The organism is Tunturiibacter gelidiferens, assembly GCF_013410115.1.
Lineage (GTDB): Bacteria > Acidobacteriota > Terriglobia > Terriglobales > Acidobacteriaceae > Edaphobacter > Edaphobacter gelidiferens.
This window is the reverse complement of the sequence record NZ_JACCCV010000001.1, coordinates 1,151,929-1,163,813: the sequence shown is the minus strand read 5'-3', so window position 1 is coordinate 1,163,813 and position 11,885 is coordinate 1,151,929. Positions and strand designations below refer to the sequence as shown.

The following is an 11,885-nucleotide window of genomic DNA, read 5'->3' as shown; positions in this document are numbered from 1 at the left end:
AAGGACAAGCCAAAAGGACAAGCAAACAGAACACAGCAAAAGAACGAACGAAAAGAACGAACGGCGCCAGGAAACAATCGTGGAACGAATAATGACTTGAAACTGGGGCGCGACGGTGCATCGGGAGCGTTGCGGCTGCGGAGGTCGCTAGTTTGAGACGGGTGACAGCATGCGGGGTTTGCGGGAGAAGCGGGTGAGGATGGCTTTACGGGCAGGGGTTTCTACGAAGTGGAAGGCGGCCAAAGCCAGCAAGATAAGGATTACGTAGGAGAGCCAAGGCTCGAGGGCTGATAGGTGCAGTCGCTCCGGCACACGGTAGATGTGGAGGAGTTGGAAGACATTGAAATGGAGCAGGTAGAGGCAGTAGCTGCTTTCACCGATCAGTAGGAGAGGACGCCAGGAGAAGATGGCCGAGATTGCGTGTGGCCCACTGAGGCCGAGGACCAGGGCGGCGAAGACGGGGGTCATCAGGCCGCCGTGCATGAGGAGATAGGGTGTGCGGAGAACCAGGGTGTAGAAGAAGACTCCCACAAGGGCCAGGCTGGCAAAAGAGAGAAGGAGTCGCTGACGTGAGGTGATGGTGAGGGCGTGTTGGAGTTTGCCCAGGGTGACGCCAATGAGGAAGGTGCAGACGTACGGGAGTGGGGTGTACTTGAGGAATCGAATGAGTTGGGTGGAGCTGTAGCGGTCGACCGGACCGACGATGTGGTCGGGGTTGAGCCAGAGATAGAGGGAGTGGGGGAACAGGCCGATGATCCAGAGAGCTGCGAGAAGAAAGACGAGCTGGATCGGCTTTTTGGGCCACGGAAGGCGAATGAGCCAGGGGAAGGCGGCATAGAGGACGACTTCGCTCGAGAGAGTCCAGGCGACGGTGTTCCAGAAGGTGGCGACGGAGGGACTCCAACCCTGGAGGACGAGGGGGGTGAGGATGATTCCCTGCCAGAACTCGAAGCGGGAGCGGGCGTGCCACTCGTCCTGCACCATGCGGAAGGAGATGAGGAGGACGAGCAGGTAGATGGGGTAGAGCCGGGAGAAGCGGGCGAGCCAGAACTCGCGTTTGACCAGGGTGTTTGCGCGGTCGGCGTAGTTGTAGGTGAGGACGTAGCCGGAGATGAGAAAGAAGACACCGACGAAGACGTAGCCGTTGTCGATGATGGGATAGAGGAGGCCGAGGTGTGGCGGCGTGAAGTGAAAGAGAATGATGAAGATGGCGAGCAGAGTGCGGATACCGGTGAGAGCCGGCAGGGGCGGCTTGCGGGTAGTGATGGCCACGGGTGGTTGAACAGGGGTCTGCGGCTGCTCGATCTCTGGTTCCAGAAGGCTGGGATTCACTATACGTCCTGCTTGAATGGGATAGTACCGTTCAACTCTGTCTAACGCGGTTTCTTAGGATTGGACGCGCGAGGGTACACGGAAGACGACATAATTCGCATCAACTTCCGTGATTTCGAGCCGGAGGGCATGGGACGACGGCAGGTTTCTCCGCTTCGCTGCGAAAGGATACGTAAGGGCAAGAACAAACGCAGATCCCTAGCGGGGATGACAACAAAAGGACGGCAACGGCAAGAACGACCGATCTCAGCCGATCAGGCTGTGACGAGGGAGCCGATTTTTTCGCCGCTGACGACGCGAACGATGTTGCCGGGCTCGCGCATGCTGAAGACCATCATGGGCATGTTGTTGTCGCGACAGAGGGAGACGGCGGTAGTGTCCATGACGCGGAGGTTGAGGCGGAGCATCTCGCTGTAGGTGATCTGTTCGAATTTTGTGGCTTTGTCATCGACCTTGGGGTCGGCAGTGTAGATGCCGTCGACGGAGGTGGCCTTGAGGAGGATGTCGGCCTTGATCTCCATGGCGCGGAGGCTGGCGGCGGTGTCGGTGGAGAAGAAGGGGTTGCCGGTTCCGGCGGCGAAGATGACGATGCGGTTCTTTTCGAGGTGGCGCATGGCGCGGCGGCGGATGTAGGGCTCGGCGACCTCGTGCATCTCGATGGCGGACATGACACGGCAGAAGAGGCCCAGCTTCTCGATGGCGTCTTGAAGGGCGATGGCGTTGATAACAGTGGAGAGCATGCCCATGTGATCGGCGGCGACGCGGTCCATGTCGATTGCCTGCTGGGCGACGCCGCGAAAGAAGTTCCCACCACCGACTACGATGGCGATCTCGCAGCCGAGGGCGTGGACGGCGGCGATCTCAGCGGCTATTTTGTGAATGAAAACGGCGTCAATGCCAAAACCTTTGCCTGCAGCCAGGGCTTCGCCTGAGATCTTGAGGAGGACTCTTTTGTACATGTCAGAACTAAGTATCGCATGGTGGAGGGGAAGATTATTGGGTGGTTAAATTCGAGCCTATAGACGGCTCGACACCAGATTTTGTTTACAACTTTGGTGGAGCTTGTAAAGGTTGTGCACATCTTTGCGGGTTAAGGTGGGTATTGCTGGGTGCGGGCACGATACGACGCAGCCCAAGGAGAAAGTAAATGTTCAGCAAAGTACGTTTGATGGTTTTGACAGCCGGTATTGTTGCAGCAGCGGCGCCGATGACGGTGCAGGCGCAAGAGGTTCCGGGACCCCACCCTGCCTATCTGCATGCGCTTAGCGATCTTCGCGCGGCACGGCATTATCTGAATGATGGATGGGCATGGGCGCCGGTAAAGCGAGAGGATAATGAGGCGATTCACCACATCGATGCGGCGATCAACATGATCAAGCAGGCTTCGATCGATGATGGTAAAGGCTTGAACGATCCGTTCCACATCGATACTGGTCTGAGCGCGCATGACCGGTTCCGCAAAGCTAATGAGCTTCTGCTTGCGGCGCACAGGGATCTGGAGCGCGCCGAAGACGGACCGCAGGCGCGTCAACTTCGGAACCATGCGATCGCGGAGATCGATTACGCGCATACGATTGTGGACAATGCGGAGCGCACGGCTCACTGGGAGTAGGCGCTGTCGCTTGAAATACGAGAGGGGAGCGTTAGTGCGCTCCCCTCTCGTATTTGTGCTTTAGTCTGAGCACGCTTGGAGCTCTTTTTTCATTCGGGTGATTCAGCGGAAGAGAGAATTGAAAGATGGAGAAGAGGCTGTGATAATTTCGTTCTGAACTGCATAATCCCAGGGCCTTTTTTTCTATTCGCGGGTAGATAGTGGAGGAGGTGCGATGCGTCGATGCCGCTGGTTGTCGGTGGGTTTCTGTTCGCTGGCTTGGGTTGTACTTGTTTTGGTGGGTGCGTCTCGCGTGGCGGCGCAGAACCCGGAGGCTCTTTCCTCTTTCTTTGAAGGCAAGCAGGTGGTTGTGAAGATGGATATGCCGGGGACGCAGAAGGGTGTGGACATCTATCCGAACCGGCCTCAGCCGCTGGACGCGAAGAGCTATGGAGACCGGTTGAAGCAGTTCGGGGTGTCGCTGCAGCGGGGCGATACGGTGATGGTCACGAAGGTAAAGGTGAACAAGGATAACGTCGAGTTTCAGCTTGGCGGTGGGGGATATGGGACAGCGGGGGATAACACGGATACTGCGGTCCACTTCACGCCAGCGGAGAAGAGCGACCGGGAGAAGGATCTGGAGAACCAGATCAGCAACGAAAACGATCCGGATAAGCGGCGCTCGTTGCAGCGTGAACTTGATTATGTGAGGTCTGAGCGCGAGAGGCGTAATCGGATCGATAGCGCGCGAGCCCAGGATGATGCTGAAAGAAGGACGGGGCAGGTGGCGATGAAGCGGCAACAGGGTGGGTCGCGATTCAATATCAAATTGAACGCACGAGCGATGGGGGATTTATTGACGCCGCAGGTGATTGAGAGTGCGCTGGCGCAGTATGTCTCGTTTTCGGGAGACGCGACGGGGGCTGACGGGGCGCATCCCGCTGGAGGGGCTCCGGGCGAAGGTACGGGACTGGCGGTGCATCCCTCGGACAATGGTGCTGATCCGGCGCAGAGTTTGAAGAAAGGGATGAGCAGAGATCAGGTGGAGGCTCTGTATGGCCCGGCGGTGGAGGCGCATGACCGAACAGAGAATGGGATGGGGATCACCTCATGCACGTATAAGAGCAAGGATGAGAGGGTTCAGGCGGATTTTGTGAATGGGGTGCTGGTGCAGTACTCCGTGTCTTCGCGTTGAGGCGCGGACTTCGGGAGGATCTTGCTCATGGCGTGACACTCCTTGATCGTGGTTAGACGGCTGCGGGATTATTTCGCTCACTGGTTTTCGCGACGATGACACGTTCCGTTGCTGTGACTTACGGGTCGTACTTCCCAAGGGCCAACACTTGCATCTATCACTGGAGTATTGTCTGGGTCTTCGCTCGTGCTGTGCGGACGGGCAGTTGCGAGTTTGGGCGAAGACCACGTCCTCCAAGATGGTTTGAGATTTTACGCAACACTCCAAAGGCATAAGAAGGAGATAAATATGGCATTGAATATGCGGTTTGCAATCTTAGCCGCTACTCTGATGGTGACAGCGGTCCCGGTGGTTCAGGCACAAGGGGCACCTGGTGCTCACCCGGCTTATCAGCATGCGCTCAGCGACCTGCGTGCAGCGCGGCGGTATCTGAATGAAGGAATGTCGGCGCCAGAGCCGGTGAAGCGCGACGCCGATGCGGCGACAAAACACATTGATGCGGCGGTGAGCGAGATCAAGCAGGCGTCGATCGATGAGGATAAGAGCCTGCATGATTCCTATAAAGTCGATCCGGGCCTGAGTCCGCGGGACCGTTTCCACAAGGCCAACGAGCTGCTTCTGAGCGCGCACAAGGATCTGGAGAACGCGGAGGAGCTGCCGCAGGCGAAACAGCTTCGAAACCATGCAATCGCTGAAATCGACTACGCTCATACGATTGTGGATAACGCTGAGAAGGCTGGGCATTGGCAGTAGAAGGTCGTCAGCCTGCTTAACTAGTACGGATTGAGCGGAATCCCGGACAGTATCCGGGCTTTCCTGCATGGTGAGCGCTCAGGGTAAGTGGTTTGCTTCTGGGTTTCGACGCTCAGGGTCAGGATGACGACCTTCTTCGCCAGTTTTATAGAAGGGCTTGGCCGGCTGCAGTCGCGGCGGAGACCTCTATGAGTTTGCCGGATTTTACGTCGTAGATGTAGCCGTAGATGGGGATGGACTTCGGCACGAGCGGGCTGGTGCGGATGCGAGTTACGTCGGCGAGGACGGACTGGGCCTGGTCTTTGATGGTGAGGAACTCGACGAACTCGGCTGCTGTGGAGCCTGGGCCTTTGCCCACATCTTTGAAGCCTTCGGGGGTGAGGGCTGCGGTTTCGAGACTGTTGGCGAGGAGGCCGCGGATGACATCGTTGGTGAAGAACTGCATGCCGCAGTCGGTGTGGTGGATGACGAAGAACTCTTTGGTGCCGAGAAGCTTGTAGCTGATGACGAGGGAGCGGATGGCGTCGTCTGAGGCGCGGCCGCCGGCGTTGCGGATAACGTGGGCGTCTCCTTCGGCGAGGCCTGCGTATTTGGCGGGGTCGAGGCGGGCGTCCATACAGGTAAGGATGGCAAAGCCGCGGGCTGGTGGGAGGGCTAGTTTGGATTTTTCGCCGAAGTTGCTGGCATAGGATTCGTTGGCGGAGAGGACTTCGGTAAGGATCTTACTCATGGTGGTGTCTCCTGAGTGTGGTGGTTCGATCGTGGGTTGTGGCGAATTTATGGTGGGATGATGGTGCGGATTATTCTGCGTGGGGATCGACGATCTGGATAGGGAGATCGTAGTGGTTCGAGGTAAGTTCCCATCGGCGGTTCTCTTCTTTGTGGAGGGTGCTCTGGTCGGAGAAGAGTTGGTGGAGGACTTCGCCTTCGTGAGTGGAGGAGGGTTGGTCCTTGTAGGTGATGACGATGCGGTAGTCCCAGCGGCTGTCCTCCGAGGTGTGCAGACCGGGGCCATAGACGGTGTAGCTGGTTATGTAACCGAGCTGCTGCTCACGGTCGAGGGCGGCGATTTGATACTTGCGGAAGAGAGACCACCACTCATCCTGGTGGCCGTATTGGACTCGGTAGACCCACTCGACGAGATAGGGCTTTGCAGGAGTGGGTGCTGTGGCTTGAGCCTTAATCGTGATGGGTGCGATGAGAGTGAGGACAGCGAGAGGAAGGCTTATGAGTCTGCGCATCGGTGTAGTCTCCGTGATTGATCGTCGTTGGCTGAGATGTCGGCGCGGGAAGGGATGCCTGACCGGAGGTCAAAGCGGGAAAAGAGCGCTTGGATGTTCGACTGACGATTGATCTGGAGGGGTCTGCGGTGCCCTGAGGTGTCGTCAGCCTAGAGGCTGGGCGGACAACAATACCGGGCTGCAGAGGCGAAGTGCATGGTTGGAGATTAGTGGAGGTGAGGTAGCGAGTCAAGCGAGACCTGTTCAAGGAAGAGGCGCCGGCTCAGGCAAAATGCAGGGGTCTGTCCACTACGTCGCGCGATAAGACTGCGCGACTTCGGTCGAGATGACGATTCTCGCAGTTAAAACTTGATGACAGGCTAAAAACATAAAGCCCGGGCTGGTGGCCCGGGCTTTTTGTATCGATGATGGTTACAGATTAGGAGGCGGCTTCTTCGGTGACGGCTGCCTTGGCCTGGGCTACGGTCCAGTCGGTGGCGCCTACCTTGAAGCGGGCGAAGCGGCGGACGCTGATGTTCTCGCCGAGCTTGGCGACTTTGCTGGCGATGAGCTGGCCGATGGTCTGCGAGGCTTCCTTGATGAAGGGCTGGTCGAGGAGGCAGAACTCTTCGTAGAACTTGGCGAGCTTGCCGGTGAGCATCTTCTCGATGATCTCGGCGGGCTTGCCGGAGGCTGCGGCCTGGGCGCGGTAGACGTCCTTCTCGCGCTCGAGGTCGGCTTCGGTGACGTCTTCGCGGCTGACGAAGCGCGGGTCGACGGCGGCGATGTGCATGGCGACGTCGCGGAGAAGCTCCTGGAAGTCTTCGGTGCGGGCTACGAAGTCGGACTCGCAGTTGAGTTCGAGGAGAACACCGATCTTGCCGCCGGCGTGGATGTAGGTTCCGACTGCGCCTTCGTTGGTGGTGCGGGTCGCTTTCTTGGCGGCCGAGGCCATGCCGCGCTTGCGGAGGACGACGAAGGCGGCTTCCATCTCACCTTTGGCTTCTTGCAGGGCCTTGAGGCAGTCGCCCATAGGGGCGCCGGACTTTTCACGGAGTTCTTTGACGAGTTTTGCGTCGATCTTTACGGCGGTTTCAGTCATTGTGAGTTTCCTTGAGTTGCGGTTTCTGCGAAAGGGGCGCGGGCTGGATGCCCGCGCCCCACCAAAATAACAAGAGACGGTTACGGCACGGCTAATGCCCTGCCCTTCCCTTGCGACGGCCTTTCGGCACGATAGATGGTGCTAGACGGCGGCCTGGGCTGAGATGGGCTCGGACTCGGCTTCGGGCTCGGAGGCGGCCGAAGGAGCCTTGCGGATGTTTCCGCCGAGGACTGCAGCGAGGTCGACGGTCTCGTCTTCTTCGGGAGCAGCTTCGGTGGGCTCGGCAGCGGCGTGGACTTCTACGCCTTCGATCTCGCCATCTTCACCGACGTACTCGGGGGAGACTGCGAGGGGCTGAACGTCAGCGGACTCAGTGGCGAACGCCTTCTCGGAGACCATTTGGACGCCTTCGTAGGCGGAATCGGCGATCTTCGTGGTGAAGAGGCGGATGGCGCGGAGGGCGTCGTCGTTGCCGGGGATGACGTAGTCGACGACGGTGGGGTCGCAGTTGGTGTCGACGACGGCGACGACCGGGATGCCAAGCTTTCGGGCTTCGGCGACGGCGATGGCTTCGTTGTTGGAGTCAACGACGAAGATGGCGTCAGGAAGGCGCTTCATGGTCTTGATACCGGCGAGGTTGGTGGTGAGGTGCTTGCGCTCGCGCTCGAGCTTGATGACTTCCTTCTTGGTGAGGAGCTCGTAGCGGCCGTCGGTCGACATGTCGTCGAGTTCGGTGAGGCGCTTTACCGACTTCTGCACGGTGACCCAGTTGGTGAGTAGACCACCGAGCCAGCGGCTGTTGATGTAGGGCATTCCGGCGCGGGTGGCTTCTTCGGCGATGGCATCCTGTGCCTGGCGCTTGGTACCGACGAAGAGGATGAGCTTGCCGGTGGAGGTGAGATCGGTGACGAACTTCGAGGCCTCTTTGAACATCTTGAGGGTCTTTTGAAGGTCGATGATGTAAATGCCGTTGCGCTCGCCGAAGATGTACTCCTTCATCTTGGGGTTCCAGCGCTTGGTCTGATGCCCGAAGTGAACGCCAGCTTCGAGCAGTTCTTTCATAGTGATGTTTGCCAATGTAGCTCCTTGGTTAAGACAGCCGGTACCGTGGTGCCGGTGCCTGGATTGATCCCTCGTAAGGGAGATTTGACTCCTTGCCGCAAGGGTTGAAGCCTGCGGGTGATGCGAAAGCCAGCTTTTAGCTATTAGCTGTTGGCTCTTAGCGAAAAGCTAAGAGCCAACAGCTAAAGGCTGCATTCCAATTACCGTTTGGAGAACTGGAAGCGAGCGCGAGCGCCCTTCTGACCGTACTTCTTGCGCTCTTTACCACGCGAGTCGCGGGTAACGAGGCCTTCTGCCTTGAGCGCCTTGCGGAGCTCGGGGTTGAATACCATGAGGGCGCGTGCGATGCCGAGTTTGACGGCGTCGGCCTGGCCCATGACGCCGCCACCCTTTACGGTGGTGATGACGTCGAAGGTCTCGCCGATGTCAGCGATGCCGAGCGACCGCTTGGCGGCTGCGCGCTGTTGAGCGGTGACGAAGTAGACGTCACACTCTTTTTTGTTGACGGTGAATTTGCCGCTGCCTGGACGCAGGAAGACGCGTGCGATCGAGGACTTGCGACGGCCGGTTCCGTAGTACTGAATCAGATCTGCCATGGTGCTCCTTGAACTTTTGAAAACCCGGGGCTGATGCCCCAAACTTCGTTTGCTCCCTTAGAACGGGAGGGGATGCTTAGCCTTCGAGCGAGTGGGCAGGATGCGCCGGCACCATGACCTTGGAGGTGAGAACCTTGGGCGCGTTGCTGGCATGGAAGTCCATGGCAACGGGCTGCTGTGCGAGGTGGGGGTGCTGAGCTCCCTTGTAGACCTTGAGCTTGGTGGCCATCTGGCGGCCGAGCTTGGACTTGGGAAGCATGCCCTTGACGGCCTGTTCGACGATGGCTTCGGGGCGACGGGCGAGCAGCTTGATGAAGGACTCTTCGCGGAGACCACCGGGGAATCCGGTGTAGCGGCGATAGAGCTTCTGGTCAGACTTGAGGCCGGTCAGCACGATCTTTTCGGCGTTGATGATAACGACGTGATCGCCCATATCGATGTAAGGGGTGTAGAGGGGGCTGGTCTTGCCGGCGAGGACGGAGGCGGCCTGTGTGGCGAGGCGTCCGAGGGTCTTGCCGCTGGCATCAAGCACGTACCACTTGCGCTTAATATCTTTGCCACTTGGAATCGTGGTGGACATCGTTTGGGTTACTCCTTGTTTCTGCCGTCTTCAGTGTTCGGCGTGGTGCATGAAGAAGGTGGTGCGAGGTTGATGGTTCGCTAAAAGAAAAAATGAAAGAGCCCGAAAGAACGTTTGTTCCAGAGCAAGGCGATGTGCGGACAGGAGAGATTTCTCCCCAAGACGCGCGGAACAAACCGCTTTACCTGGACTACGCACAAACCTATGGGATGGGTGCTTCAGGGGCGGCTATGTTGAAGGCTGCTCCCCAGTGGATCCACCACGGATGTCTCGGTGACCTGACCCGCCTGAGAGTGGTACTGACACAGACGTACAGACGCGAGACTGCGCGAGATTTAATCTTACTGGCGGTTCGGGGATTGCGTCAAGGATTGTTTGGCGTGTTTTCCGGGGTTTGTGAGAAGTGGCCTGCCGGCCGGGCCCGCTGCGCGCGGTGCGGTCACTTCGTGACGGGTATACCCCTTCGGGTGGCGCTTCCGTTGGTCGCGACCCGGGCAGAGCCGGTACGCCCGCGCAGGGCGTCTAGTGTGGCTCATCACGTCCGGGTTCAGCGAGATCGAGGACGTAGATCTGGCCATCGTCGTAGAGGTGACGGCGGGTGCGGGCGAGCTCGTCGTATTGCTGGTGGGAGCGGAGAATGATGGCCTGCTCGCTGTGGATCCACTGGGTGCGGCTGGGGTCGTGCAGGACTTTGACGGCTTCGTGGTCGAGGGGGACGAAGTCGGCGTAGGAGCAGACGAGGTAGCGGAGGTTGTGGGCAAGGAGGTAGCTGGCGAGGGCGTTGCCGTCGCCACGGGAGGGCCAGCCGGAGGGGAGGCTGGCGGCTCCGGGGTAGTCGGCGATGCTGATGGCGTTGGCGCGGTAGTCGAAGAGGAAGCTGTTGGTGACGGTGGCGAGGACGCCGGCGTCGGTGGGGATGGCTCGCTGGACGGCGGCGTACTCGGCTGTAACGCTGGGGGGGACTATGGGGGTGTCTTGCAGTGCGGCTTTGAGGCCGAGGGGGATCTGGTCGTACTCGTTGGTGAACTTGTTGCGCCAGGTGGTGATGGCGGTGTAGGCGATGAAGAGGATGCTGACGGTTTGCAGGATTGGCCAGCGGCGGGAGCCGGGGAAGGTGTTGCGGCGGCGGCTGAAGACGATGTAGAGGAGGAGCATCGCGGGGATGATGCAGGGGTAGTTGTAGCGGCGAACGGAGTCTCCGCCAGTGCCGATGCCGACGAGCAGGGTGGCGCAGAGGGCGGCAGCGGAGAGCGCGAGGATGGCTTCGCCTTGCTCGTCGCGGTCGCCTAGATACCACTCGAGTCCTAAGAGAAAGAGGAGGGGGGCGCAGAAGGGGACGACCTTGTGCAGGAGGATGGAGAGGCCCGCTCCTGAGGGTGCGGGATAGAGTCCGTAGGCGCTGTACTGGTAGCCCTTGCCGAGGGAGGGATAGAACAAGGTGCCGGAGGTGGCGTGACTGGCGATCATCCATGGAGCCATGACGATGAGGCAGGAGAGGGCGGCGAGTAGGAGCGTCTTGATGCCTGAGGAGAGGCCGCGGCGACGCGTTTGGAAGAGAGCGAAGCAGCCGACGAAGATGACTCCGTGAGGGAGATAAGTGGATTTGGTGGTGGCCAGGACACCGGTGATTGCGCCCAGGAGAAGGGCTTGGAGGGTTGGGTTTGCGGCGAGGAGTTTGCGATGGGCCGCGAGGTAGACGAGAGCGAAGAAGAAGGCGCTAGGTAGAAGGACGAAGGTGAGATTGAAGGTGAGTTGGGGTGTCGTGAAGACCAGGAGCGCGAATACGGCTCGCTGGGGCGGGGTGAGTCGGAACTCGGCGGCGAGAGAGAAGGACAGGAGGGCGAGCAGGAGGAGGCCGAGGGCGCGGTCGGCCATCTGGACGTCGGCGAGGGGGAGGACGGCGAGGACGAGGGTCTGGAGGAAGTCGTTGCCGCCGATGCTGGACATGATGCGGCGTTCGCTGAAGGGATCGGCGGCGTAGTGGTGGAGCCGGAGCATCTTTGCCGGTGCGGCGAGGTAGAAGTTGTAGTCGTCGGAGGCCTGGTAGGACTGCGTATGCACGGTCGCGGCGATGCGGACGATGAAGACCAGGGCTGTAACCAGCAGGAGGATGGGGACGGCTTTTGATGCCGCTGAGGGCTTCTGGAGTAACGGGGCTGGGCTGGACGTGTCGGTTTCGTTGATGGTGATGCGCAGGAGAATGGCAGCTAGAAGGCCGAGGATCGTGAAGGAGATCAGGACGGGGGCTGTGATGGCATGGAGGAGATTGAGGCAGCCGCCTAGGAAGATAACGACGCCGAATCCGCTGGTGGCTGCGAGGGTGACGGAGGGTCTGCGGATAGCGAAGAGGCGAAGGAAAAGGGCCCCGTAGCCCACGATGGAGAGGAAGAGGAGAGCGCACCAGACGAGGGCCTCAAGGAAGTGCAGAAGCGAAGCTGGGGTCATGAAACGTTC

General features: G+C 59.4%; 12 protein-coding genes. 3 read left to right on the top strand and 9 right to left on the bottom strand.

Annotated elements, in window-relative coordinates:
• Window positions 1-147 precede the first annotated feature (147 nt).
• Both HDF12_RS04980 and pyrH read right to left on the bottom strand, forming a co-directional pair.
• Window positions 148-1,332, bottom strand: coding sequence for an acyltransferase family protein (locus HDF12_RS04980; protein ID WP_179581496.1), 1,185 nt, complete (start codon window positions 1,330-1,332; stop codon window positions 148-150).
• 254 nt (window positions 1,333-1,586) lie between these two features.
• On the bottom strand, window positions 1,587-2,291 hold the full coding sequence (pyrH, locus tag HDF12_RS04975) for a UMP kinase (protein WP_179581495.1): 705 nt from the start codon (window positions 2,289-2,291) through the stop codon (window positions 1,587-1,589).
• 188 nt (window positions 2,292-2,479) lie between these two features.
• On the opposite strand from pyrH, the gene HDF12_RS04970 reads away from it, so the two are divergent.
• The 3 genes from HDF12_RS04970 (at window position 2,480) to HDF12_RS04960 (ending at window position 4,871) form a co-directional block, all read left to right on the top strand.
• Window positions 2,480-2,944: a hypothetical protein gene (locus HDF12_RS04970; protein WP_179581494.1), complete on the top strand. Its 465-nt coding sequence runs from the start codon at window positions 2,480-2,482 to the stop codon at window positions 2,942-2,944.
• Window positions 2,945-3,158: 214 nt separating this feature from the next.
• Window positions 3,159-4,118: a hypothetical protein gene (locus HDF12_RS04965; RefSeq protein ID WP_179581493.1), complete on the top strand. Its 960-nt coding sequence runs from the start codon at window positions 3,159-3,161 to the stop codon at window positions 4,116-4,118.
• Window positions 4,119-4,406: 288 nt separating this feature from the next.
• A complete protein-coding gene (locus HDF12_RS04960; RefSeq protein WP_179581492.1) occupies window positions 4,407-4,871 on the top strand; it encodes a hypothetical protein in 465 nt (154 codons plus the stop codon).
• Window positions 4,872-5,016: 145 nt separating this feature from the next.
• On the opposite strand, the gene HDF12_RS04955 is transcribed toward HDF12_RS04960, so the two are convergent.
• From HDF12_RS04955 to HDF12_RS04925, 7 genes are all read right to left on the bottom strand, one after another.
• Entirely contained in the window at window positions 5,017-5,601 is a 585-nt protein-coding gene (locus tag HDF12_RS04955; RefSeq protein ID WP_179581491.1) for a beta-class carbonic anhydrase, read from the bottom strand.
• A gap of 70 nt (window positions 5,602-5,671) precedes the next feature.
• Complete coding sequence (locus HDF12_RS04950) at window positions 5,672-6,112, bottom strand: hypothetical protein (protein ID WP_179581490.1); 441 nt, start codon at window positions 6,110-6,112, stop codon at window positions 5,672-5,674.
• 418 nt (window positions 6,113-6,530) lie between these two features.
• Window positions 6,531-7,193, bottom strand: a complete 663-nt coding sequence (locus tag HDF12_RS04945; protein ID WP_179581489.1) for a translation elongation factor Ts — start codon at window positions 7,191-7,193, stop codon at window positions 6,531-6,533.
• A 141-nt stretch (window positions 7,194-7,334) separates the two neighbouring features.
• Window positions 7,335-8,270, bottom strand: coding sequence for a 30S ribosomal protein S2 (gene rpsB / locus HDF12_RS04940; RefSeq protein ID WP_179581488.1), 936 nt, complete (start codon window positions 8,268-8,270; stop codon window positions 7,335-7,337).
• A gap of 185 nt (window positions 8,271-8,455) precedes the next feature.
• Window positions 8,456-8,851 (bottom strand): 30S ribosomal protein S9, encoded by a 396-nt coding sequence (gene rpsI, locus HDF12_RS04935; RefSeq protein ID WP_020712730.1) that lies wholly within the window; start codon window positions 8,849-8,851, stop codon window positions 8,456-8,458.
• 76 nt (window positions 8,852-8,927) lie between these two features.
• On the bottom strand, window positions 8,928-9,431 hold the full coding sequence (gene rplM, locus HDF12_RS04930) for a 50S ribosomal protein L13 (RefSeq protein WP_179581487.1): 504 nt from the start codon (window positions 9,429-9,431) through the stop codon (window positions 8,928-8,930).
• 522 nt (window positions 9,432-9,953) lie between these two features.
• Window positions 9,954-11,876, bottom strand: coding sequence for a hypothetical protein (locus HDF12_RS04925; RefSeq protein ID WP_179581486.1), 1,923 nt, complete (start codon window positions 11,874-11,876; stop codon window positions 9,954-9,956).
• Between the last annotated feature and the right edge of the window lie 9 nt (window positions 11,877-11,885).